This is a genomic window from Sulfurovum sp., from assembly GCF_041551015.1.
Classification (GTDB): Bacteria; Campylobacterota; Campylobacteria; order Campylobacterales; family Sulfurovaceae; genus Sulfurovum.
This window is the reverse complement of record NZ_JBFENQ010000004.1, coordinates 1-23,545: the sequence shown is the minus strand read 5'-3', so window position 1 is coordinate 23,545 and position 23,545 is coordinate 1. Positions and strand designations below refer to the sequence as shown.

Genomic DNA, 23,545 nt, shown 5'->3' with positions numbered 1-23,545 from the left:
CTATGATTAACGAATCTCTGCGATAAAGGCGTCTTTTTGTATCTGGTCTTTAATATTTGCTAAAAGTTCGACTGCATCTGATCTTTTTCTGTAGGGTCCTATGAGAAGTTTAGAGATTTGTTTACCATTGATGCGAAACTCAATGAGTTTATAGTGATATCCTGCTCTTGTGATCTTTTTAAGTAAGGCATCTTGGGGTTTTCCGGAGAAGGAACCTACTTGTACATAAAAGTTACCTAAGACATGCTTTTGCGTGACCTTAGGCACAGTAACTGCTGAAGGTGAAGAAACTTTGGCTTTTACAGCTTCTTTTGTTTTCCATGGCTTTACATCATCCATTACGATCCTTGCTTTTGGTTCAGGTAAATATCTTCGACAGATACGTAATCTTTTTTTATAATAAGGTGAAGTATTGAGGTTAGAATAGACAATCTCCAATTCGGTAGTACTTGCATGTGTAAACCAACCGTTACCAAGATACATACCTACATGGGTGATCTTTCCTTTGGGATTTTTGTCTGTATCAAAGAAGATAAGATCACCATAGACTAACTCATGCATCTTGATCTCATCTCCCTTTTTTGCTTGTTCTCTGGCAACACGAGGTATCTCTATCCCCATACTTCCGTACAGATAATAAGTAAATCCAGAGCAGTCAAACTGATTTGGTCCTTCTTCTGCCCAAACATAAGGACGTCCTTGAAGTTCTTTTACCATTCTGTCAAGATTTTTCTTGTTAGGTTCATACTTTACCAAAGGTTTTTTAATTGCATAATTGGGATTTTTAGGATGAGGGTCAGGTTTGCATGCGCTCAATACTAATAACAGTGGAAGGGCTAAGGAGAGATAGGTGATTTTTCTCATAATATTATAGTTAGATGCATTTGAATTTTCTTTTTAGCTCGGTACAGCTTTTTTAGGCAGTTTCATCCCTGGCTGCCATGGTGTAGTATAGCGTGAGCTTGTAATTTCCATCTCTTGCAAGGGTACATCACAATTCATATATTTTGCACGTTCATCTTCACTTAAATAGCGTTTACATACTTTCATCCGTTTGACGTATACAGGCTCTTTTTCAAAGTGACTAATGGTAACTTTTCTATCTTTACTACTGGCATGTGCAAACCATCCCTCTCCAAGATAAATACCTACATGGTTGATATATTTACTTCTTTTGTTTGTTGAGCCAAAGAAGATAAGATCACCATAGTGTAAATCTTTGAAACCAACATGTTTACCCATCTTTGCCTGCTCTCTTGCTACACGAGGCACGTCCATACCCATAGATCCATAAATATTATATACAAGCCCTGAACAGTCAAATGCATGAGGACCTTCTTCTGCCCAGACGTAAGGTTTACCGAGATAAGAGTCTAATAGGTCTTGAATGTTTTTTCTGTTCGGATTACAGGTTTTTTCAGGTTTGATGATTTCATAATTTGGATAGATATATGGCTTTTTCTGTGCACAGCCACTCAAAAGAAACAGAAGTGATATAAGTAGTAAAATATATTTCCACATATATGTCATAGATACACCTTTCTAGAGTATTAGCATTGCATCTCCATAGGAAAAAAACCTATATTTATTCTCTATGGCCTCTTTATATAAGTCTAACGTTTTTTCCCTTCCTATAAAAGAAGAGACAAGCATGATAAGTGTGCTTTTAGGTAAATGGAAATTGGTGAGTAGATAGGTGACTCTTTGAGGTGGGTTTAAAGGGTTTAAGAAGAGGTCACACTCACCTTGTGTTTTTTTTGTCCGTACATAATACTCAATAGTTCTTGTAACTGTTGTTCCTATGGCTAATATAGGTGTATCGCTGTCCAATACTTTTGCTGAAGTTTTAGGGATATAAAAATACTCTGAGTGCATAGGATGGTCCAATATCTCTTCAGCTTCCACTGGCTTAAAGGTCCCTGCTCCTACATGAAGTGTCACTTTATGGGTCCGATGTCTTTGTTCTAATGCAGCGAAAAGTTCAGGAGTAAAATGCAATGAAGCTGTTGGTGCAGCAACAGCGCCTGCATTTTTGGCAAAGAGTGTTTGATAGTCTGTCTCATCTTCTTGATTGTCTTCTCTTTGCATATATGGCGGTAAAGGTATATGACCAATGTCATCTAGAACCAGGACCAATTCTTCAAAGCGTATCGCTTTGCCATGATGTGTAAAAGTGACGATACGTGAACCGTCATCGTTAAATCCAGTCACTGTAGCTACAAGCTCATCATCAAATAAAAGTTCTGTCCCTATCTTGACCTTACCTCGGATGAGTACAAGATAATGGTGTGCATCCAGCGGTTTGTTAAAAAGAAGTTCTACTTTTCCTCCACCTTGATTGTTCACAGACTTTTTATGACCAAAAATACGTGCTTTTATGACACGTGTATCGTTAAGAAATACATCACACTCTTTTGGTAAAAAATCCAGTAAGTGTTGAAATGTGGTATGGGTAACGGTATCTGTTTTTCTGTCATAAACCAGAAGTTTTGCATGGTCTCTGGGGTGAACGGGCGTTGTTGCGATGAACCCTTCGGGGAGTTCATAGTCATAATTTTTAGTAAGCAGCTCTTCCTTCATGTAACTGGTTATATATCATTTTGAGAGTTTTCGCTCTCTTCATCTGTTTCTTCATCCTCATCTTCTATATGGGGATTCACCACACGTACGATTAGGATAGATACACCATACAAGAGTACAAGTGGTGCAGCCATAAGAAGCTGTGTGAGTACATCAGGTGGTGTAAGCAGTGCAGCAACTACAAAGATGATAAGTACGGCATACTTAAAAAAGTCTTTGAGTGTTTTGTCCGTTACAAGACCAAGAAGGGCTAAAAAGTAGGCAAAGACAGGAAGTTCAAATGCGATACCAAAGCCCATCATGATTTTTGTAAAAAAGCCAACATAGTCTTCTATGTTGATCAGCGGAGTATAGAGAAAAGAACCAAAGGTAATGAGGAATTGAAATCCAAATGGAGTCACTACATAGTAGGCAAACATGACACCGACAAGGAACATTACTGAACCTCCGATGACAAATGGAAGTACCATTTTTTTCTCATTACTGTACAAACCAGGTGCAACAAAAAGCCAGAGTTGATAGAGAATAAATGGCAGTGCTCCTAACAGTCCCGCAAAAAATGAAACTTTAAGTGCTACAAAAAATGCACCACCAACCTGGTGTGTCGTTACCATACCGTCAGCAGCCTTTTTTGAAATGTGTGCAACTTGATCAAGGGCCTCATTGAGCGGTGCTGTGACCCACTCTAATATGGCTTCATGAAATACAAAAGCAATAATAAATGCGATAAATACTGAGAGTACAGAGAGTCCAAGTCTTTTTCGTAGTTCAACTAGATGGGGTCTAAGTTCACTAAACATTATGCATTATCTTTCGGGCTGTCAGTAGTTTCATCAGTCGCTTCTTTTTTCTTTTTCTTTTTTGGTTTTTTAAATGTCACAGTGTCATTTTGTGCTTCAACTTGTGTGGCAACAACTCTGTCTTCTGATGTCTCTTTTGTTATTTCAGGCTCATTTGTTTGAGAAGCCTTCGCGATCGCTTTAGGAGACTCTGTTGAGACTTCATCATCATAGGTAAGATCATCAAAATCATCAAAGTCTATATTTTTAAAATTTTTAAGTTCGCTTGTCGCATCATCAAGTTGTTTTTTGTAACTGAGCGCTTCCTCTTTGAGGTCTGCGATCTTCATTTCTTCTTCAAGAGAACTTTTTGCTTCACCTACAGTCTTTTTTACACTTTTGATGAATTTAGCCATCTCTATCATCGCTGAAGGTAACTTATCAGGCCCTAAAAAGAGTATAGCAACAATAGAAATTATAAGTAACTCGGTAAAGCCAATGCCAAACATAGTGTGCCTTGTAGTTTAATTGTTGTATTTTATCAAATTATCCTAAAATGTAGAGTGCGAGTTCATCACTCAAGAAGAAATTATTATTATAGTAATGTGTTGCATCACAAAGAAGTTTCTTTTTTTCACAAAGGAGATTTGCTTTTTCTATCATCTTCTCTGAGAGAAGGGATTTTTCAATACCTAGAGAACTGCGTAAACCTAAAAAGATTTTTTCTGTCAGTAGCTCGTCTAAGGTTAAGGATTCTTCATTGATATGAAGCGGGTTTGCGACATAGGCTTCGATATTTGTTTGAGGATAATAACGTTTGTCTTTCAAAAATCCCACTGCTCCAGCACCGGCACCTATGTAGTTTTTAAGTTCCCAGTAGCCTTTGTTATGTTTACTTTGGTAAGTACCGAAATTTGAAATCTCATACGCTTTAAAGCCTCGTTTTTCTATCTCATGGGCTACAAAAAAAGCAAGGTTCTCATCTTCCTGCCTTACCTCCGGAGTAGTTGAAAATTTCGTACCGCCCTCTATAGTGAGTTCATAGGCGGATATATGGTCTATAGGAAGAGAAAATGCCTCTTTTATGTCAGTTAAAAGCAGTGCTTTTGTGTCACCTTGGTAGTTGTATATCAAATCTAAAGAGAGATGCTCAAATCCAAGTTCTTTGGCATAAAGTATGGCATCTTTAGCCTGTTGTGGATTGTGTGCCCGGTTCAGTGCTTTTAGCTTTTGAGCATTAAAACTCTGTACCCCAAAACTGACACGATTGACCCCAAGGTTTTTCATACCCTCCAGCCATTCTTTGGTTGCAGAGTTCGGGTTTGCTTCTGTTGTGATCTCTGCATTTTTCTTCAGATAAGGATTAAGGAGTTCAAAAATTGGGGCATAGAGTTCTGGAAATACGGTCGAAGGTGTACCTCCACCTATAAAAAGTGTTTCTACACTTTTCGGTTTTGCATTAAAACGTTGCAGTTCAAAAGAAAGTTGTTGATAAAGGGCATCCATATACTTGGATTGGGTTTCAAATTTGTCGACATAGGTATTAAAACTACAGTAGTGACACTTAGAATCACAGTAGGGGATATGAAGATAAATTAGCAAATAGTTTTCTCACTTTTTGAATCTTTTCAAATGTTTGTAACCGCATTTTAGATAGAATAATATCAGAAAATTAGGAATGTATAGATAAACTTTAGTAGATCTAGAGTAAAAATACAATTTAGTACTGATTATCAAAAGAGACCAGTCTCTATAGCTTCCTTTTTAAAGGAAGCACAGTACTAGCGTGATATAAGAATTTTAGCTTTGTTGCGTCCTATTTAATTAAATAGCGAAATGAGTAAAAGTATGCAAAAGAAAAAGACCTATAGGCCAAATGTTGCAGCTGTGATACTCTCTTCTAGATATCCAGATAAGTGTGAATTTTTTGTAGCACATCGAAGTGATATCAGAAATGCGTGGCAATTCCCTCAAGGGGGCATCGATGAAGGTGAAACACCAAGAGAAGCTTTGAAGCGGGAATTGTTGGAAGAGATAGGCTGTGATCATGTAGAAGTAATAGGAGAATTTCCAGAGTGGATCTCTTATGACTTCCCGAAAACATCACGAGGTAAAACATACCCTTTTGACGGACAGACACAGAAATATTTTCTGGTACGCCTGAAAGAGAGTGCAACCATCAATTTACAGGCATATGACATTCCTGAATTTGAAGAGTATGAGTTTGTAGAGTATGAAGAGTTATTTAAAAAGGTGACCTACTTTAAACGTAAAGTGTATCGTAGAGTGATTGATTATTTTATAGAAGAAGGTTTGATATAGATGTTAGTTGTACATAAATATGGTGGTACAAGTGTTGGAGATCTCGATCGTATCGAAAATGTAGCCAATCGTGTAGCAAAAGCAAAAGATGCCGGTAATGACATTGTAGTTGTTGTCTCTGCAATGAGTGGAGAAACCAATAAACTGATAAGTTACGCAGAACATTTTGACAAAAACCCTGCAAAAAAAGAGATGGATATGTTGCTTAGTTCAGGTGAACGTGTGACGGCAGCACTACTCTCTATAGCATTACAGTCAAAAGGATATGCTGCAATAGCAATGACAGGACGTCAAGCGGGTATTGTAACAGATGACACACATACGTATGCACGTATAGAGGCTATCGATCCCACTGCAATGCATGAAGCTATAGGTGAAGGTAAAATCGTTGTTGTAGCAGGTTTTCAGGGTATCAATAAAGATGGTTCAGTCACAACACTCGGACGTGGTGGTTCAGACCTTTCTGCAGTTGCATTGGCTGGAGCATTGAAGGCTGATCAGTGTGAGATCTATTCTGATGTAGATGGTATCTATACAACAGATCCACGCATCGAACCCAATGCAAAAAAGCTTGACACTATCTCTTATGATGAGATGTTAGAGCTTTCGTCACTGGGTGCGAAGGTATTACAGAACCGTTCAGTAGAATTGGCAAAAAAACTTAATGTAAAACTATACGCTAAAAGTAGTTTTAGCGATAATGAAGGTACACTTATCACAAAGGAAAGCAATAGTATGGAAGAAGTATTAGTAAGTGGTGTTGTTCTTGACAAAAACCAAGCAAGAGTTACACTTAGAGGTGTTTCAGATAGACCAGGGATCGCAGCAGAGATTTTTACAATGTTGGCAAAAGAGAACATTAATGTAGATATGATCATTCAGAATATGGGTACTGATGGTTCAACAAACCTTGGATTTACTGTACCGCAAAGTGAGCATGAAAATGCCAAAAAACTGATGGCAAGTTTTGACCATGATATTCAGGGTATGGATTTTGACGAGCATGTATGTAAAGTATCTGTTGTGGGTGTAGGTATGAAATCTCACTCAGGTGTGGCTGCTACAGCATTTACTGTACTTGCTGAAAATAACATTAACATACAGATGATATCTACTTCGGAGATAAAGGTCTCTATGGTGATAGATGAGAAGTATGGCGAGCTTGCTATCCGTGCGCTTCATGAAGCCTTTGAATTAGATAAGTAGAGTAATGCAGCAGCTTTTAAAGTGGACACTTGAGACCATACGTGAAGAAGAGTCCTCTTTTTCATGGATGGAGGAGTATCGTTATGAGTGGGCACCTTTAGCTAAAAGTGCTGTTTCTCAGAGTATTGAAGGGAAAACAGCTCTTATTCTTACTGATGAATCTCACGAGTGGTTTGCTAAATATATTTTAAACAATATCAATGATTTGAAAAAAAACAGACCCCTTCTTCCTTTTTACGCTTTATCAAGCTGTTTTCCGCATCTACATGCGATGAAATCTACACAAGACCTGCAACTTCTTGAAGATATGTTGGATATCTCTTATCCGAACGGATATTATATTTGGTATATCGGTAAAGGTGACCATCCTTTCACAAAACTTGCATACAGAAATGAGAACAGTTTTTTATGGGTCATGGACGAAGAGGTGCAAGACAGTTTTGTATTCCGTAGTTCTGACACCCTGTTGGATATTAAACTTTTACAGCTCTTCAAGCTTTTTGACAACACACTCTCAGCAGCACTTTTCGGGGATTTAGATTTAGAATCATGAGACTAGTTAGCCAAGTGATCATCAGCAGCGATATAGATGACACGGTGATCCAGCTTGAAGAACTGCAGCAAAATGAACGTTTTGTAAAAATCATAAAAGAAGATACTTTTTTAGTAGAAGATGCGAAGCTGGCTATAGAAAAAGCTTACATGGCGAGTGAAGAGACCACTGTTATCATTATTGCAGCTAAAACATTCTCTCCAGTAGTACAAAATAAACTTTTAAAAGTGATAGAAGAACCCCCACCTAAGAAAGAGTTTATTCTGATTACGCCTAGTAAAGCTACGATCCTGGATACGATCCGTTCACGTTTACCTATTATAGTACTGTCTCAGGAGAAAGAAGAAGAGAGGCTGGATCTGGATCTAAGTCAACTCTCTTTGGCTGCAGTGTATGACTTTGTACAAACCCATAAACGAACTGATGCAAAAGCAATGAAAGAGCTCGTTGAACGAATCAGTAAAGCGGCTATACATTCACAAGTCTACAACTTGGATGAAAATATCTTAACACTTTTTTCAAATACTTATATTGCGTTGGATGTTGGGTCACCACCTCAATTTGTACTCAATACACTGCTTTTGAAACTTTTGGCCCGAAAAAAACGGTAGAATATATTATCAATCTATAGGGGGCGCTATGAAACTATATCAACTTGGACAGATAACAGATAAAAAAGCAGCCCTTAAAGCACTCGATGTAGAGAGTGGTGGTGTGAGTATCATGGCAAAGAAGATGGAACTACTCTACTTCTTCATCAAAGACCTTAAAACACCCGCAGCAAATATACTCAAACAGGATGCTCTCAGTATAGGTGCAGAACTTGCTGTACCTGGTGGCGTGATACTTTGTGAAAAACCTATCTATGACTGTATTCTTATAGGGACGAGAAAACATATGGAACTCCTCTCTAAAAAAGAGTTGGCACAACCCTTTGGACTTAAAACAGTTGCTGCAGAGCTGAAGAAATTTCTTTCTACTAAAACTTATCCTACACAGATCATGGGTGTGATCAATGCGAATGATGACAGTTTTTTTTCCGGAAGCAGATTTCAGGCAGAAGATGCCATCAAACAGATCAACAGTATGATAGAGAATGGTGCAGGTATCATCGACATTGGTGCTGTGTCATCTCGTCCTGGTGCGGATGAAGTGAGTGCAGAAGAAGAGTTAGAACGTATAAAGTCTATTTGTGACATCATCAAGTCTGAAAAGCTGTATGAAAAAGCGACTTTTTCTATAGACAGTTATACCCCAAATGTTGTAGAGTATGCACTCAACAGTGGATTCAGTCTCATCAATGATATTACAGGGGCAAGCAATGAAGATATCATAAAACTTGCAGTGAAGTATGATACCAAGCTTTGTATTATGCATATGCAGGGTACCCCTAAAACCATGCAAAAAGATCCTCAGTATGATGATGTGATGGTTGAGGTTAGTGATTTTTTTGAAGCACGTATTGCCAAATGTGAATCCTTAGGACTTGGTAGAGAAAAGATCATCTTAGATGTGGGTATAGGCTTTGGTAAAACTCTGGAACATAATCTGACACTGATCAAGAACATGGTACATTTTAAAGTATTTGGCTGTGAAGTGCTGGTGGGTGCAAGTAGAAAATCGATGATAGATAAATTGATTGCTTCTACTCCAGAAGAACGCTTACCAGGGACTTTGGCTATCCATTTAAAAGCTGTTGAAAATGGGGCTTCAATCGTACGTTGTCATGATGTGGTTGAGCATCAACAGGCTTTAACTGTTTTGAAAGCGATACTGTAAGATCTTGATACGCATAATAAAATGGATTTTTGTGATGGCATTGGTCATAGTGTTGGGCCTTGTAGGTATAGATATGTACATCTCAAAACAGGCAGAGTCAGATCTTTATCAGAGCAGCACAAAAATACCAGAAAAAAAAGCCGCTTTAGTGCTAGGTACAGCCAAATATATGGTAGGTGGTGGGAAAAACTACTTTTATACATATCGTATTCGTGCAGCAGTGGAACTGTTTAAAGCGGGGAAAGTGAAAGCCATTGTGGTTTCTGGGGACAACAGTACAAAGTATTATAATGAGACAAGCAAGATGCAAAAAGATCTTATGAAAGCAGGTATCCCAAATCGCTATATCACTCTAGACCCTTTGGGCGTAAGAACACTTGATTCTGTGGTGAGAGCTGAAGCGATTTTTGACCTAAAAGACTATATAATCGTCTCTCAGAAATTTCATCTTGAAAGAGCGTTGTTCATCGCAAAATCCAAAGGACAAAAAGTCATAGGATTTATGGCAAAAGATATCCCTGGTACAAAGGCTGCATATAGGATGAAAGCCAGAGAGTATTTGGCCAGAGCGAAAGCTTTTTTAGATGTGTATATCTTACAGACGACTCCGAAGTTTGATGGAAAAAAAGAGAAAGTAAACTATAAAAAATGACAAACGAACAATACCAAGAAAAAATCAATATCCTCAAAAAATGGGCATATGCTTACTATGTTGAAGATAATCCTATCGCTACAGATGAAGAGTATGACAGGCTTTACCATGAAGTATTAGACTACGAAACAGAAAACCCTGTTCAAGTGGCTGAAGACTCTCCTACGAAGCGTGTAGGTGGTGTGGTACGTGATGAGTTTTCCAAGGCAAAACATATTAAACGTATGTGGAGTATGGAAGATGTGTTTAACAGAGATGAGGTACAAGAGTGGTTGGACAGAACAGTCAAAAATGTAGGTGAATGTGTTTACTTCTGTGAGCCTAAGTTTGACGGTGCAAGTATGAACCTACTGTATGAAAATGGAAAATTGGTCCGTGCCATCACACGTGGTGATGGTGTTGTAGGTGAAGAGGTAACAGACAATGTACGTACCATACGTTCTGTACCTCTCAGTATCGACTATGAGAATCAGATAGAGATACGTGGTGAGGTGGTGATCCGTAAAGATGATTTTGCAATTATTAACAAAGAGAGATTGGAAGAGGGTGAACAAGTGTTTGCAAACCCTAGAAATGCTGCAGCTGGAAGTCTTAGACAGTTAGATTCCTCTGTGACAGCAAAACGGAGGTTGGTATTTTATCCTTGGGGTTTAGGTGAAAACAGCTTAACCCAGTCAAAACTTTCACAAAAGATGGACTTTGTATATGAGTTAGGATTTTTAGAACCTCCTCATGTCCAAGAGTGTCACAGCATTGAAGAGATAGAAGCTTTTTATCAAGATCTTATCTCTAAGCGCGATGAGATCCCTATGATGATGGATGGTATGGTAATCAAAGTAGATGAGGTCAGTAAACAGGAAGATCTCGGATATACGGTCAAAGTACCCAAATGGATGTGTGCCTATAAGTTCCCTGCAGTAGAGAAGGTGACCAAGGTCAATGACATTACTTTGCAGGTAGGAAGAACGGGTGTCATTACCCCTGTAGCAGAGGTAGAGCCTGTAGAAGTAGATGGTGCAATTATAAGTCGTGCAACACTTCATAATTTTGATGAGATAGAGCGAAAAGCTTTGATGATAGGTGATAGTGTCATACTTATACGTTCTGGAGATGTTATTCCTAAGATCACTAAAGTATTAGATGATAGACGAGATGGTTCAGAAGTTATTATCAAACGTCCAACAGAGTGTCCTACGTGTAAAAGTGAATTACTGGATGAAGGGACACTGATAAAGTGCCAAAACCTCGATTGTCCGGATAGGGTAGTAAACTCCATCATCCACTTTGCTAAAAAAGGGTGTATGAACATAGATGGACTTGGATCCAAGATCGTTGAGATACTGGTGAAAGAGCATAAAATAGAAGATATTTTAGGACTTTATCATTTGAAATTTGAAGATTTAGAAGGGATGGAAGGTTTCAAAGCGAAGCGTATACAAAACCTTCTTGATGCTATCGATGACACAAAAGGTGTCCCTCTTTATAGACTGATCTCTGCGATGGGTATAGAACACATAGGAGAAGTGGCCAGCAAGGCATTGGCTTTAGAGTTTGGCTTAGGCCTTGTTGATGCTACATTTGAGGATGTGGTAGCCCTAGATGGTATAGGTGAAGAGATGGCAAACTCCTTGCTGGAATTTATGCGTGTCAATCGTGAGTTCGTCTTAAAACTGTTTGAGGTGGTTCAACCTACAGTAGAAGAGAAAGTTGAAGCAATCGAAAATCCTTTTAAAGATAAAACTGTGGTATTGACAGGCAGTATGTCTGTAAGCCGGGGTATAGTCAAAGATATGCTTGAAAAACTTGGTGCCAAGGTCAGTGGTTCTGTGAGTAAAAAGACAGATTATGTTGTATATGGTGAAGATGCCGGATCTAAGTTGACCAAGGCTGAGAGTCTTGGGGTGAAAACACTGACGGAAGATGAGATGAGGAAGATGTTATGAGACTGGATAAATACTTGGTAGAAGAGGGTTACTTTGAAAGTCGTAATCGTGCAAATGATGCAATTAAGGCCGGTAAAGTAAAAGTGGATGGAAAAGTGGCTAAAGCTTCAGCAAAGATAGATGAGAACTCTTCTGTTGATGTGGAAGATGAGAAGTTTTATGTAAGCCGTGCTGCACGAAAATTAGAGAATTTTTTGAATGAGCACCCTATAGAACTTAAAGGAAAAAAAGCGTTAGACATAGGTTCCAGTACGGGTGGATTTGCACAGATAATACTTGAAAATAATGTGGCAACATTATCCTGTGTGGATGTAGGAAAAGATCAATTACATGTTTCATTGCGTAATCATGAAAAACTTTCACTGTATGAAGAGACAGATATACGTGAGTTTCAAAGTAATGATGCTTTTGAAGTGGTTACTTGCGATGTTTCCTTCATATCTATACTCCAGATCACAAACGATATAGACAGACTTAGCCAAAACGGCACAGACATCATCATACTTTACAAGCCTCAGTTTGAAGTTGGTAAAGATGTGAAACGTGACAGCAGAGGCGTGGTACAGGATCTAGATGCAATAGCCAGACGTAAAGAGGAGTTTGAATCAGAAGCTGAAAAGTTAGAATGGTCACTCAAATATCAGGCACTATCGCAAGTCCAGGGTAAAGAGGGCAATCAAGAGTATCTTTATCATTTTATAAAGATGGAGAAATAGCCTTGCGGTTCAGCAATGAGATAAAGAGTATTGCCATAGGTTCATTCGACGGTATACATCTAGGGCATCAAACCCTTATAGATAAAGCAGATGCATTGGTGATCATAGAAAGAAATGGCGGGTATCTTACACCTGGGTATAAACGGTCACTCTTTACCTCTAAAGTATGTTGTTTTTACCATTTTGATAAGATAAAATCGCTCACACCTGAAGCATTTGTGCATAAACTTGAAGTTGATTTTCCTGCACTTGAAACGATCGTTGTGGGTTATGATTTTCATTTTGGTAAAAATAAAGCAGGAAATGCCCAGATACTCAACACTTTATGTGATAAAGAGATAGTTATCATTGAGCAGGTAAGCCTTGATGAGATACCTGTTCATTCACGTACCATCAAAGAATATTTGCGTAAGGGTAAAATAGAACTGGTAAATAAACTTTTGGGCAGAACCCACTATATACAAGGCCAAGTGGTACAAGGGCAAGGATTGGGTAAAAAAGAGTTGGTCCCTACGATCAATTTAAATGTAAAAGAGTATCAACTTCCATTAGAAGGTGTTTATGCTACACGTACATTCATTGATGGTCAATGGCTAAATTCAGTGAGCTTTTTAGGACACCGTGTCACAACAGATGACTCTTATGCAGTAGAGACACATATCTTCGATAAAGAGATCGGTGAAATAAACGGAGAGATAGCGTTAGAATTTGTAGACTTTATACGTATCAATCAAAAGTTTGATAGTTTAGATGCCTTAAAAAAACAAATTCATGATGATATTGGTATAGCAAAAAAGTTATTGACATAATGCTCAGAAAGTTAAATAGAATAATGAATATCTGAATCACCTATACTTTTGTATTTTTTTAGACAATATAGATCGAGATCCGATTGAGAATACTCTATACGATTTTTACCACTGTTTTTTGCTCTGTACATTGCGGAATCTGCAGATTTTATCAACTCTTCTTGCGTTACACCGTCATCTGGATAAATCGAAGCACCTATACTCATACCAATGGGGATAGTTTTCCCGTCAATGATACAAGGTTTATGGGTAAGCGCATTGATTCTATGTAAAATTTCGTCAAGATATTCAAAACTATGTAGATCTTCAAGAAGTATGACAAATTCATCCCCACCGAAACGACAAACTGTATCATCTTTTCTTAAAATCTCTTTGAGAGAATGAGCCACGCTTTTAAGTATCTCATCACCCACTGCATGTCCATAGGTATCATTGATCGGTTTAAAATTGTCCAAGTCACAAAATATGAGACTGATACATTTATTGAACCTTTCAGAATGATTAATCGCATGCTCTAATCTGTCATTGAATAAGAGTCTGTTTGAAAGACCTGTAAGTGGATCATGGGTGGCTAAATAAGCTTGGTTATGTGCATCCTTTCTCTGGTGTGTTACATCGGAAAAGATACCGATAAAATTCTCTATCTGACCTTGAGCATTTTTGATCGTATTAATGCTTAACCATTCGATGTAGATTTCACCATTTTTTTTACGATTGGTAATCTCTCCCTGCCAATATCCATCCATGGACAATTGATCCCAGATCTTTTGATAAAAGTGTTTATCATGTTGACCAGATTTTAGAATCTTGGGATCTTTACCTATAACAGATTCTTTTGTATATCCTGTAATATCAATAAATGCATCATTGACATGTAAGATATTGTTGTTATTATCTGTAATCAAAACACCATCCATAGTATGCTCAGAGACGGCAGACGACATTTCAAGCGACTTAAGGTTGTTTCTGTTATTGATAGCAGAACCAATGATGGATGCTGCAGTACCGAGCATTTCAACATTTGTAGAGGTTAATGTTTCCTCGTGTTCATCTCCAATACCAAGAAAACCCCACCATTCATTTTTTACAAAGATAGGTAATATAAGTAGGGAATTTATTTTAAACAGATCCAGGAGCTTCTTTTTTGACTTATCATAATCAGCTCTGCTGCCATTAATAGGTAAGTTTTTTTCTAATTTATTTTTCCATCGCATAAAATAGTGTTTACGGTAATGTATACGTTTTTTACCCTTTGCATCAGTATTATCGTTGATATATAAAAGTTGATGTGCTGAGAGCTTATCGTTATCTGATTCATTTTGGTATATGAATATAGATGACATTTTAGAAGCTTTTTTAAGATTGTTCATTTCTTGTTGTAGAGCTTCCATCCAGTCGGATTGTTGTAAAAAACTATGAGACATTTTATTGATGGAATGAAGTATGTTTTTCTGTCTTTCAACTTCTTGATTGATACGTCTTTTCTCTACCACTTCATTATAAAGTTGCTGTATGGTTTTTGAAAAACTTTTAGATGCAAATGGTTTGGAAAGAAATTGATTGACACCTAGCTCAATAGCCTTGATAAGTATATCACGTCTTTCAAAATCTGTAAAGATGGCTATCTTTACATTTTCGTCTATTTTTCTTATCTGCTCAACCATTTCCAGACCATTCATACGCGGCATGTTGATATCAGAAAGGATGATATCTGGATGATATGTTTGAAAAAGCTCAAGCCCTTCTACACCATCAGATGCAGTAAGGATGTTATCTGTATATGTATATAACATATGGTTAAGTATTGATGTAGTTGTTTTATCATCATCTACAATAAGTATAGTTAATTTTTCCATATTTATAATTCTAATCCCTTATTTGTATTCTAATAGAAAAAGCTTTGACTTTCATGAAAAAACTTGAGAGAAGCAATTTTAACGCTTCAACTGATTTAGAATACTCTTTGAATATAATGATAAAAATAAAATGTAAAGAAAAAATAATGCAAGACAAAGTGTTTAATAAGCCCATAGAAAAAAAATTTGAATTTGATGAAGCAGTCGCTTCTGTTTTCGATGATATGTTAAGCCGTTCGGTGCCTTTTTATGATGAGGTTCGGAAGTTAATCATCTCTTTGATACTTGCAGAACAGGAAGAGGAAAAAAAAGTACTTGACCTTGGTTCTTCCACTGCAAAGTTCTTGCTGGATCTACACAGTAAAATGGATGTAAAAATGCAGCTTAAAGGTCTTGATAATTCTCAAGCAATGTTAGACAGGGCAGAGCAAAAATGTCAGGCATTTGGTGCAAGTATAGAGTTGGAATTGGCAGATATGTTGACCTATGCCTATAACGAAGAAGATGTCATCGTGGCAAACTATACGCTACAGTTCATTCGCCCTATGCAACGAGTAGAGCTTGTGAAGAAGCTTTATGAGGGGTTAAAAGAGGATGGAATTTTCATTTTCTCTGAGAAAGTGGTCTTTGAAGATAAGAAACTTGATAAAGAGCTCATAGATATCTATTATGAGTATAAAAAAGAACAGGGCTACAGTGAATATGAGATAGCGCAAAAGCGGGAAGCATTAGAAAATGTACTCATTCCTTTCACAATAAAAGAAAATATACAGATGTGCAAAGATGCAGGATTTAAGAGTATAGAAACTGTATTTCAGTGGGCAAATTTTGTGACTTTTATAGTGAAAAAGTAAAGCTTATTTTAATTATTATGATGAGTTATTCACCTCTCTTTCACACCTGTGAATAACCTCATTCCTTTTTTTCATTTTTTTTAGCTATAATCACCCAATTTATTTTTAAGGACATATCATGAGTTGGACACCTAGTAGTTGGAGAAATTTCCCTATAAAGCAACAACCAACATATCAAGACCAAGAGCTTCTTAAAAAAGTAGAAGAAGAATTAAGTTCATATCCGCCACTTATTTTTGCAGGTGAAGCAAGAGCATTGAAAGCAAAACTTGCACGTGCAGGGAGAGGTGAGGCATTTTTACTTCAAGGTGGAGACTGTGCAGAAAGCTTTTCTGACTTTAATGCAAAAAATATTAAAAACCTTTTTAAGCTGATGCTTCAGATGAATATGGTTTTAATGTACGGTACAGGTAAACCGGTGGTAAAAGTAGGTCGAATTGCTGGACAATTTGCAAAACCTAGATCTTCTGATTTTGAAGAGATCGATGGTGTAAGTCTGCCAAGTTACCGTGGTGACATTATCAATGGTATTGAGTTTACTGAAGCAGCAAGAGTACCTAACCCTAAAAATATGCTCAAAGCCTATAATCAGTCTGCTGCGACACTTAACCTTTTACGTGCATTTTCAAGAGGTGGGTTGGCAGATCTTACCAAAGTACACCAGTGGAACCTTGACTTTATCAAAGACAATCCACTTGGAAAACGTTATGATGAGCTAAGTACTAAAATTGATCATGCAATGAAATTTATGGCGGCATGTGGATTAAACAGTGATACGATGCCACAACTACATCAGACAACACTTTATACATCACATGAAGCTTTACTTCTAAACTACGAAGAAGCATTGACCAGACAAGACAGTGAGACAGGTGAGTGGTATGATTGTTCAGCACACATGTTATGGATAGGTGACAGAACAAGAGATCTTAATGAAGCGCATATTGAATACTTTAGAGGAATTCAAAACCCAATTGGTTGTAAAGTTGGGCCAAGTATGGAAGAAGATGAGCTTATAGAGCTGATCGATGCATTGAATCCTAACAATGAAGAGGGGAGACTAAACCTTATCGTTCGTATGGGTGCAGATAAAATTAGAGAGTATTTCCCTAAACTCTTGAAGCGTGTGAGAGATGAAGGAAGAAATGTTGTATGGTCTTGTGATCCTATGCATGGAAATGTTGAAAAGAGTTCAACTGGATTTAAAACCAGAGATTTTGACAACATCCTTTCTGAGGTAGAGCAGTTTGTTGCGATACATAAGGAGATGGGAACTGTTGCTGCGGGTATTCACTTAGAGATGACAGGGAATGATGTCACTGAATGTACAGGTAGTACATCTTGTGCCATTACTGCAGAGGAACTTGCAAGTAGATACCATACACAATGTGATCCAAGATTAAATGCTTCCCAGGCATTGGAACTAGCATTTATGCTTTCAGGTGCAGATAACGATCCTGAATAATTTTAGACTACCGTGAAGATGTTTTCTCCATCTTCATGTCGGTACTCTAACTCCATGTGATGAATATCTAAAATACTTTTTACAATATAGAGTCCTAAACCTAAACCTTGTTTAGAGGTATGGAAAGGTTTGAAGTAATGCTCTAATGGCTCTTTTAATGCTTCCCCTTTGTTAATGATCTTCAGTTTATTGTCATCTATGATCACTGTAATTTGTTTATCTGTACTGTACTTTATGGCATTATCAAGCAGATTTTTAACCACTAGAGTAAAGAGTTCAAAATCTACATCTATACTATAATCTTGTTCAATTCTTGTTGTGATAAAACGCTTTGGATTTTCTATCATAAGCATATCTTCACTGGCTTCTAGCAGGTCACTCATTTTGTAAGGCTTAATGGTCAGATCAAAGTTTTTAGAGGTTATCTTCTCGATCTTTGCAAACTCATCTATGAGAAGATTGAGTCTTTCAAAGATACTGTGCATACGTGCTTTATTTTTCTCATCTTCAAGCATTTCACTTACAAGACGTCCTTTGGCTATGGGTGTTTTAAGTTCATGCATAATTGCACGTAAAAAGAGTTGACGAGAATGTAAGAGTTCACGTATCATCGTTACAGCATGATCAAATTCATTTGCGACTTCTGCGATCTCATCTTCTTTGTCACTTTTACACTCTATATCCAGGTTACCTTTCGAGAAAGTTTGTATTTGGCTTTTGAGTGTGGAGAGTGGTCTGAAACTTTTCATGATCCATAAATATAAAAGGACAATGAGAAGAAATACTGTAGAGAATATAAGTGCGCGCTTCAGTGGAAAGGGTACTTTATTTTTATTTTCAAGTATGAGTTTAAATCTATCATTGTTGATGATGATAATACGCTTTAAACGGAAAGTATCTACAGCGTAACGTTTAAGTTTACCTTTTTCTTTAAAAAAACGTTCGATCTGTACGACGGTTCCTTTATCAGTGATAAGCGAAACATTTTGTGCTTCAAGGTATGCTTCATCTATCTTTCCATGTTTTAAATAGTATGCGTAGAGATAATGTGAAATAGCTTGTTCTTGTGCAATGTTTCTCTCTTCGATCATTGCATGATCATATTTGATGGAAAATATAAATAATGCACCCAGTAAAAGCAGTGTAATAGAAAAAACAACTCTTATTTTACTACGCAATGATGTGATGATCATACGAGTTTGTAGCCTACGCCGCGCACAGCCTGTATACGTTTATTGTCACCTAGTTTTGTACGTATTTTTGAGATGATAACATCTAGGCTTTTCCCTTGTGAATCAATGCTCATGGCACCAGAAGTATTGATAATCTGTTCACGTGATTGTGTTATGCCTTGATGTTTGACAAGTAAGGAGAGTACTTCAAATTCAGCAGGTGTTAATGTGAGTGCTTCTCCTTTAAAGTAGATGGTGTCTCCTTTAATCTCAAAATCACTTTGTGGCGCTGTTATCTCACTGCTGGTAGACTTGGAGTAACGTCTAAGGAGTGAAGTGATACGTGCATACATCTCTTTTGGATCATAAGGCTTAGGCAAATAGTCATCTGCACCTAATGCAAAACCTTCTACTTTATCATTGATGTCTGAGCGTGCTGAAGAGATAATGATAGGGATATCGTATTTTTCTACAACCTCTTTACAGACTTCCAGTCCATCCATACCCGGAAGCGTAAGATCCAGTATGAGTAAGTCATATTTTTTAACCCCTGCACTGAGTCCAAGATAAGGGTCTTCAAAGTTAGTCACTTTGATATCATATTGTGCAAGATACTCAGAGAGAAGTTCTGCAAATTCAGTATCATCTTCAATCATTAATATATTAATCATCTATTACCTCATAGTTTATCTGTATTTCCTCATTTTAATGACTAAAGGTTAATTGAAGTCAAATAGAGTGTTATAGTATAAATGCTTTGCTCATGTGCCTCTTGATCTCATTGAAGGTAAAAGCATATCCTGTAAAATACTCAAAAGCGATGATACCTTGATAGAGGAGCATGTCACTCCCATCTTTTGTCGGTTTTTTATATGTTTTTGCAAGTTTTAAAAAAGGTGTCTCTTTTCCATAGATGACATCTACACATGCCTTTGCTGTAGGTATGACCTGTTCTAGTATCTGGGAAGGACAAGGAAGAGAATCATCTTCAAGTCCTGCTGACGTCATATTGATGATAAGGTCATAGGTCTGGGGGATGAAACTATCAAAAGTATATGTTTGAAATCCATTCTCTTTAAAGTATGTTAACCTGCCAGCACTCCGATTCAGGATAGTCACATCATACCCTGCCTCTTTAAGAATAATAGATGTAGATTTTGCTGTGCCCCCAGCACCCAAAAAAAGTACAGTTTTGATATTTTCAAATTCTGAGATGGCCTTTAAAAACCCTGGTGCATCTGTATTGTACCCATAGAGTTTTCCTTCTTTTTCAACGATAGTATTGACTGCACCCACTTTTTGTGCAAAAGGATCTAATACATCACAGGCATCATAGGCATACTCTTTATGGGGTACGGTGATGTTGATACCTTTTAACCCGAGTGAAAAGAATGTCTCTTTGAGTTTATACCCATCTTCAAGGAGATAACGCGTATAACATCCATCAAAGCCTAATCCCTGAAAAGCGAGATTATGCATCAATGGAGATTTGGAGTGAGAGACAGGATTCCCAAAGATAGCAAAGAGTACTTTGCTCATCTTTAAAGTGTCTCCATTTCTTTCAATGTAGAGAGTAGAGCACCTAGTTTGTTTTTCACTTCAAGGTATTCTAACTCTGGTTGTGAGTCTGCAACAACACCTGCACCTGCCTGTAGAGTAATACTGTCTGGTTTTATGAGTGAAGTACGTATAGCGATAGCTGAATCCATGTTCCCGTCAAAAGAGAAGTAGCCCACAGAACCAGAGTAGAAACCACGTTTAAGACCTTCATACTTTGCTATGAGCTTCATTGCTTCTATTTTAGGCGCACCTGTCATAGTTCCTGCAGTAAAGGTAGCTGCAAAGAGGTCAAACATATCTTTATCTTCTTCTAGCATCGCTTCAACATCAGATACCATATGCATTACATGAGAGTATTTTTCTACACGCATCATATCGGTGACTTTCACTGTTCCTGTCTGTGCTACACGACCGACATCATTTCTACCTAAGTCTATAAGCATAAGGTGTTCAGCACACTCTTTAGGGTCATCAAGCATTTCTTGTTCGAGTTCTTTATCTCTTTTAGCATTTTTTCCACGTTTTCGTGTACCTGCGATAGGACGTAGAAGTATTTCACCTTCCGTGAGACGGACCATGACTTCTGGTGAAGAACCACAGATAGAGAACTCTTCGTAGTCAAGTAAAAAAAGATAAGGTGAAGGATTTTTAGAACGTAGTATTCTGTAAAAACTTAATGGGTCTATCTTCCCTTTTTGTGTGTATCTGTTGGCTAAGAGTATTTGGAAAATATCTCCGGAACGTATATTCTCCTTGGATTCAACGACCAATGCTTTGAAACGCTCTTCATCTATACTGAAACTACCTTCTCCCTCTAATTTTACAGCTTTAAGTGGCATTGGGGTACAAGTGTTATTCAAAATATCTTCAATAGCTGTAATTCCCTCTTTCATAGAATCATCATTTAAAATCATTGTAAGTTTTGCACTCTTGTGTGAATATGCGATGATGATTTTAGGACGTACGAGATCAAGGTCTGGTGTGTTGAGTGGATCAAGAAGATTATCCATACTCTCTTCAAGTACAGGTTCAAATACCTTTACCATATCATAAGCGATAAAACCTATAAAGCCATCTACAAAAGAGAAGCCGACCTCTAGAGCTTTAGCTTTATAAGCGGCTTGATCTATCCCCTTATAGTAAGCCTTTAAAAAGGTAAAAGGGTCTTCCGCTAACGTTTTTTTGTCACCAGTTTTATCGGTATAGGTGGTTGTCTTATCTTTATAACTGAGGCGTTCTTGTGCACCTATAGTGATGAAAGAGAAGTTACCATCACTGGTATTTACGACACTCTCAAAAAGCATGGTGACTTCATTTGGAAAAACTTCTTTTATTTTTCCATAGAGTGCAACAGGTGTAAGTTGATCAAAAAGTATTGTTTTATGCATTGTTATCTACCTTTTTACTACAAAAGCACGTTTATGTATACGATCTTTTACCTCGATCAGAACACGATTAACGGATGCTCTATTATTATAAGGACCTATTAATAATCTTTTGATACCGTTTGTATCAGGTTTTGTAATTATATATTTGTACCCATTATTTTGAATGACCGACATAAAACGTAAGCTTGGTTTCTTTCTATACGCACCTACTTGTACATAGTATTTTGCTGTAGAAACTACTTCAGGAGCAGGTTTGGTAGCTATAGGTTTTTTAACCGGTTCTTTAATAGGTATTACCACAGGTTTAGGTGTTTTTACTATAGCTGTTTTTACTTTTTTAGGTATGACTGGTTCTTTAATTTGAACAGCTTCTTTGATCACTTCTTCTGTTTTCTCTTCTTTAAGCATCACTGATTCGTTGGCTATATTATCAGCCTTTCTCTTCTCTTGTACTGCTTCCCAGTATGCTATGTCAGCTGCATCTTTTGCTTCTTTTTCTTTTATAGTTGACAATGGCTCTTGAACAATGGCTGGTTTTTGTGTTTCAACAACAGGTGCATTAATTTCTTGGTCTTGTATGTTTGAAAGTACTGGTTCTTTTTTTGTCTCCACTGCGTTAGGTACTTCTGGCAGTTTTATTTCTGGTATGGCTTTTTCTTTTTTGATCATCACAGCTGGCTCTTCAATGAGCACAGGTTTACTCTCGATGATGTTTGAAAGAGATGATTCCACTTTTTCTTTTTGTGCTTTAGGTGTCTCTTTTAACTGCAGCTCTGGAGCTATCAGTTCTGTAGTATTTTCTTCAAAATCAAGCCCATTCACATTTGGTGTTTTAAGTAAAATCTTAGTGAGGATAATACCTACGATCAATACAACAATGAATAATGCGATAATGGTTAAAAAGCTTTTGGTTTTACTATTTTTAGGTTCGATATTATCGATAATTAGGTCATCAAGATTGTGATCATGCATAAGGGGAAAGTCTCCAAATATTATTTTGAATTCGATTATATCATATTTATATATATTATTTAAATTTTAGAGTCTATTATAGGGAAGAGTGACGATATTGTATGCTTCTGGCAATGTAATTGAAGGTAAACATTTCCACTTTTTAGTCATTTTTTCTTTAAGTGCGTTTGAAAGTGTTTTAAGTTGAGAATCTGCCTTTTCCAAGGTAAGTTGTTCCACTCTGATAAATACCTGTAATCGTTCAATATCTTTACCTTGATAGATATGATAGTCAGTGATATTGAGTGTTTTAAAGAGGTGCTTGACAAGATGTTGAAATCTTTTATGTTCATCACCTTTATATTCAATGAGAAGATAGTTGGTATGATTGTTTTTAAGTAAGGGTGCTGCGATACTATATTGTCTATTTTGGTGTTGCTCAAACAACAGAGGTGTAAGAGGTTCATTTATACGTTCGAATTTGGCATAAAAGGTACGATTGTTAAACTGTATTTGTTCAACAATCGTGTTTCTTTTGATGTAATAATGGCCATCAAAAAGATCTAAATCTAAAACTTTCAACTATTTGATACCAATAATACGACTAGTCGCATGAGACAACTTCTGACAAGCAACTAAATTGCAGTGCAAGCGAGGCACTAAATACCGAGTCGTAAGTTGTCCCAGGGGCAACGTAACTTTTTGGACTTTGTTCAAAAAGTGTCCTAATTAATAAATTGGTTTGTCATAGATCACAAAATCTTGTGCCAGTGCTTTCATCTCTTCTTTGATCGTTGCATGAAGTGCAGCATCATTGACATTGTCAAGTACATCAGCGATCTTGTTTGCGATGAGTTCAAACTCTTTTTCTTTCATCCCTCTGCTTGTAAGTGCAGGAGAACCGATACGTACACCTGAAGTCACAAATGGACTTCTTGTCTCACCAGGGACAGTGTTTTT

At 37.2% G+C, this 23,545-nt stretch carries 24 protein-coding genes and 1 pseudogene; 11 read left to right on the top strand and 14 right to left on the bottom strand.

The window, feature by feature from the left end; all coding sequences use genetic code 11:
* Positions 1–6: 6 nt before the first annotated feature.
* The 6 genes from ABZC96_RS00585 to hemW are packed head-to-tail and all read right to left on the bottom strand — an operon-like array spanning position 7 to position 4,961.
* Complete coding sequence (locus ABZC96_RS00585; protein ID WP_373028324.1) at positions 7–864, bottom strand: NlpC/P60 family protein; 858 nt, start codon at positions 862–864, stop codon at positions 7–9.
* 33 nt (positions 865–897) lie between these two features.
* Complete coding sequence (locus tag ABZC96_RS00580) at positions 898–1,530, bottom strand: C40 family peptidase (RefSeq protein ID WP_373028322.1); 633 nt, start codon at positions 1,528–1,530, stop codon at positions 898–900.
* 12 nt (positions 1,531–1,542) lie between these two features.
* On the bottom strand, positions 1,543–2,580 hold the full coding sequence (queA, locus tag ABZC96_RS00575) for a tRNA preQ1(34) S-adenosylmethionine ribosyltransferase-isomerase QueA (RefSeq protein WP_373028321.1): 1,038 nt from the start codon (positions 2,578–2,580) through the stop codon (positions 1,543–1,545).
* A gap of 8 nt (positions 2,581–2,588) precedes the next feature.
* Positions 2,589–3,380: a twin-arginine translocase subunit TatC gene (gene tatC / locus ABZC96_RS00570; protein ID WP_373028320.1), complete on the bottom strand. Its 792-nt coding sequence runs from the start codon at positions 3,378–3,380 to the stop codon at positions 2,589–2,591.
* Positions 3,380–3,868, bottom strand: a complete 489-nt coding sequence (gene tatB / locus ABZC96_RS00565) for a Sec-independent protein translocase protein TatB (protein WP_373028319.1) — start codon at positions 3,866–3,868, stop codon at positions 3,380–3,382. Before tatB ends, tatC begins: the two co-directional genes overlap by 1 nt.
* Before the next feature lie 37 nt (positions 3,869–3,905).
* On the bottom strand, positions 3,906–4,961 hold the full coding sequence (gene hemW / locus ABZC96_RS00560) for a radical SAM family heme chaperone HemW (RefSeq protein WP_373028318.1): 1,056 nt from the start codon (positions 4,959–4,961) through the stop codon (positions 3,906–3,908).
* 246 nt (positions 4,962–5,207) lie between these two features.
* Here hemW and ABZC96_RS00555 point away from each other — a divergent pair, with 246 nt between their 5' ends.
* Genes ABZC96_RS00555 through ABZC96_RS00515 form a run of 9 tightly spaced genes read left to right on the top strand, consistent with a single transcriptional unit; the run spans position 5,208 to position 13,339 of the window.
* Positions 5,208–5,681: an RNA pyrophosphohydrolase gene (locus ABZC96_RS00555; protein WP_373028317.1), complete on the top strand. Its 474-nt coding sequence runs from the start codon at positions 5,208–5,210 to the stop codon at positions 5,679–5,681.
* Positions 5,682–6,887, top strand: a complete 1,206-nt coding sequence (locus ABZC96_RS00550; RefSeq protein ID WP_373028316.1) for an aspartate kinase — start codon at positions 5,682–5,684, stop codon at positions 6,885–6,887.
* A 4-nt stretch (positions 6,888–6,891) separates the two neighbouring features.
* On the top strand, positions 6,892–7,440 hold the full coding sequence (locus tag ABZC96_RS00545) for a HobA family DNA replication regulator (RefSeq protein ID WP_373028314.1): 549 nt from the start codon (positions 6,892–6,894) through the stop codon (positions 7,438–7,440).
* Positions 7,437–8,051 (top strand): DNA polymerase III subunit delta', encoded by a 615-nt coding sequence (locus ABZC96_RS00540; protein ID WP_373028312.1) that lies wholly within the window; start codon positions 7,437–7,439, stop codon positions 8,049–8,051. Before ABZC96_RS00545 ends, ABZC96_RS00540 begins: the two co-directional genes overlap by 4 nt.
* 28 nt (positions 8,052–8,079) lie before the next feature.
* Entirely contained in the window at positions 8,080–9,219 is a 1,140-nt protein-coding gene (folP, locus tag ABZC96_RS00535; RefSeq protein ID WP_373028311.1) for a dihydropteroate synthase, read from the top strand.
* A gap of 34 nt (positions 9,220–9,253) precedes the next feature.
* Complete coding sequence (locus ABZC96_RS00530) at positions 9,254–9,871, top strand: vancomycin high temperature exclusion protein (protein WP_373028310.1); 618 nt, start codon at positions 9,254–9,256, stop codon at positions 9,869–9,871.
* Positions 9,868–11,814 (top strand): NAD-dependent DNA ligase LigA, encoded by a 1,947-nt coding sequence (gene ligA / locus ABZC96_RS00525; RefSeq protein WP_373028308.1) that lies wholly within the window; start codon positions 9,868–9,870, stop codon positions 11,812–11,814. Before ABZC96_RS00530 ends, ligA begins: the two co-directional genes overlap by 4 nt.
* On the top strand, positions 11,811–12,530 hold the full coding sequence (locus ABZC96_RS00520) for a TlyA family RNA methyltransferase (RefSeq protein ID WP_373028307.1): 720 nt from the start codon (positions 11,811–11,813) through the stop codon (positions 12,528–12,530). Before ligA ends, ABZC96_RS00520 begins: the two co-directional genes overlap by 4 nt.
* A gap of 2 nt (positions 12,531–12,532) precedes the next feature.
* Complete coding sequence (locus tag ABZC96_RS00515) at positions 12,533–13,339, top strand: bifunctional riboflavin kinase/FAD synthetase (RefSeq protein ID WP_373028306.1); 807 nt, start codon at positions 12,533–12,535, stop codon at positions 13,337–13,339.
* 11 nt (positions 13,340–13,350) lie between these two features.
* Here ABZC96_RS00515 and ABZC96_RS00510 read toward each other — a convergent pair whose 3' ends face one another.
* Positions 13,351–15,195, bottom strand: a complete 1,845-nt coding sequence (locus ABZC96_RS00510; protein WP_373028304.1) for a diguanylate cyclase domain-containing protein — start codon at positions 15,193–15,195, stop codon at positions 13,351–13,353.
* Positions 15,196–15,341: 146 nt separating this feature from the next.
* Here ABZC96_RS00510 and cmoA point away from each other — a divergent pair, with 146 nt between their 5' ends.
* Positions 15,342–16,049 (top strand): carboxy-S-adenosyl-L-methionine synthase CmoA, encoded by a 708-nt coding sequence (gene cmoA / locus ABZC96_RS00505; protein WP_373028302.1) that lies wholly within the window; start codon positions 15,342–15,344, stop codon positions 16,047–16,049.
* 118 nt (positions 16,050–16,167) lie between these two features.
* Positions 16,168–17,514, top strand: a complete 1,347-nt coding sequence (locus tag ABZC96_RS00500; RefSeq protein WP_373028300.1) for a class II 3-deoxy-7-phosphoheptulonate synthase — start codon at positions 16,168–16,170, stop codon at positions 17,512–17,514.
* Between the two features lie 2 nt (positions 17,515–17,516).
* Here the strand turns inward: ABZC96_RS00500 and ABZC96_RS00495 are convergent, their stop codons facing one another.
* The 7 genes and pseudogenes from ABZC96_RS00495 to glyA all read right to left on the bottom strand — a co-directional run.
* The gene (locus ABZC96_RS00495) at positions 17,517–18,707 is read right to left on the bottom strand and encodes an ArsS family sensor histidine kinase (protein ID WP_373028299.1); all 1,191 of its coding nucleotides are present in this window, start codon (positions 18,705–18,707) and stop codon (positions 17,517–17,519) included.
* Entirely contained in the window at positions 18,704–19,357 is a 654-nt protein-coding gene (locus ABZC96_RS00490) for a response regulator transcription factor (RefSeq protein WP_373028297.1), read from the bottom strand. Before ABZC96_RS00490 ends, ABZC96_RS00495 begins: the two co-directional genes overlap by 4 nt.
* Positions 19,358–19,427: 70 nt before the next feature.
* A complete protein-coding gene (locus ABZC96_RS00485) occupies positions 19,428–20,225 on the bottom strand; it encodes a shikimate dehydrogenase (protein ID WP_373028296.1) in 798 nt (265 codons plus the stop codon).
* A 2-nt stretch (positions 20,226–20,227) separates the two neighbouring features.
* A complete protein-coding gene (locus ABZC96_RS00480) occupies positions 20,228–21,634 on the bottom strand; it encodes an anthranilate synthase component I family protein (RefSeq protein WP_373028295.1) in 1,407 nt (468 codons plus the stop codon).
* Positions 21,635–21,640: 6 nt separating this feature from the next.
* Positions 21,641–22,606: an SPOR domain-containing protein gene (locus ABZC96_RS00475; RefSeq protein WP_373028294.1), complete on the bottom strand. Its 966-nt coding sequence runs from the start codon at positions 22,604–22,606 to the stop codon at positions 21,641–21,643.
* A 66-nt stretch (positions 22,607–22,672) separates the two neighbouring features.
* Positions 22,673–23,167, bottom strand: coding sequence for a DUF1882 domain-containing protein (locus ABZC96_RS00470; protein ID WP_373028292.1), 495 nt, complete (start codon positions 23,165–23,167; stop codon positions 22,673–22,675).
* 147 nt (positions 23,168–23,314) lie between these two features.
* A pseudogene (gene glyA / locus ABZC96_RS00465) lies at positions 23,315–23,545 on the bottom strand (serine hydroxymethyltransferase); the annotation flags it as partial.

Bases quoted from the DNA above. Each gene is read 5' to 3' on its own strand.
- cmoA (WP_373028302.1), top strand. From the start codon at position 15,342: ATGCAAGACAAAGTGTTTAATAAGCCCATAGAAAAAAAATTTGAATTT.
- ABZC96_RS00550 (WP_373028316.1), top strand. From the start codon at position 5,682: ATGTTAGTTGTACATAAATATGGTGGTACAAGTGTTGGAGATCTCGAT.
- ABZC96_RS00510 (WP_373028304.1), bottom strand. From the start codon at position 15,195: ATGGAAAAATTAACTATACTTATTGTAGATGATGATAAAACAACTACA.
- ABZC96_RS00545 (WP_373028314.1), top strand. From the start codon at position 6,892: ATGCAGCAGCTTTTAAAGTGGACACTTGAGACCATACGTGAAGAAGAG.
- tatB (WP_373028319.1), bottom strand. From the start codon at position 3,868: ATGTTTGGCATTGGCTTTACCGAGTTACTTATAATTTCTATTGTTGCT.
- ABZC96_RS00480 (WP_373028295.1), bottom strand. From the start codon at position 21,634: ATGCATAAAACAATACTTTTTGATCAACTTACACCTGTTGCACTCTAT.
- ABZC96_RS00475 (WP_373028294.1), bottom strand. From the start codon at position 22,606: ATGCATGATCACAATCTTGATGACCTAATTATCGATAATATCGAACCT.
- ABZC96_RS00585 (WP_373028324.1), bottom strand. From the start codon at position 864: ATGAGAAAAATCACCTATCTCTCCTTAGCCCTTCCACTGTTATTAGTA.
- ABZC96_RS00495 (WP_373028299.1), bottom strand. From the start codon at position 18,707: ATGATCATCACATCATTGCGTAGTAAAATAAGAGTTGTTTTTTCTATT.
- ABZC96_RS00580 (WP_373028322.1), bottom strand. From the start codon at position 1,530: ATGACATATATGTGGAAATATATTTTACTACTTATATCACTTCTGTTT.
- tatC (WP_373028320.1), bottom strand. From the start codon at position 3,380: ATGTTTAGTGAACTTAGACCCCATCTAGTTGAACTACGAAAAAGACTT.
- ABZC96_RS00485 (WP_373028296.1), bottom strand. From the start codon at position 20,225: ATGAGCAAAGTACTCTTTGCTATCTTTGGGAATCCTGTCTCTCACTCC.
- ABZC96_RS00555 (WP_373028317.1), top strand. From the start codon at position 5,208: ATGCAAAAGAAAAAGACCTATAGGCCAAATGTTGCAGCTGTGATACTC.
- queA (WP_373028321.1), bottom strand. From the start codon at position 2,580: ATGAAGGAAGAGCTGCTTACTAAAAATTATGACTATGAACTCCCCGAA.
- ABZC96_RS00490 (WP_373028297.1), bottom strand. From the start codon at position 19,357: ATGATTAATATATTAATGATTGAAGATGATACTGAATTTGCAGAACTT.
- folP (WP_373028311.1), top strand. From the start codon at position 8,080: ATGAAACTATATCAACTTGGACAGATAACAGATAAAAAAGCAGCCCTT.
- ABZC96_RS00530 (WP_373028310.1), top strand. From the start codon at position 9,254: ATGGCATTGGTCATAGTGTTGGGCCTTGTAGGTATAGATATGTACATC.
- ABZC96_RS00520 (WP_373028307.1), top strand. From the start codon at position 11,811: ATGAGACTGGATAAATACTTGGTAGAAGAGGGTTACTTTGAAAGTCGT.
- ABZC96_RS00500 (WP_373028300.1), top strand. From the start codon at position 16,168: ATGAGTTGGACACCTAGTAGTTGGAGAAATTTCCCTATAAAGCAACAA.
- ABZC96_RS00540 (WP_373028312.1), top strand. From the start codon at position 7,437: ATGAGACTAGTTAGCCAAGTGATCATCAGCAGCGATATAGATGACACG.
- ligA (WP_373028308.1), top strand. From the start codon at position 9,868: ATGACAAACGAACAATACCAAGAAAAAATCAATATCCTCAAAAAATGG.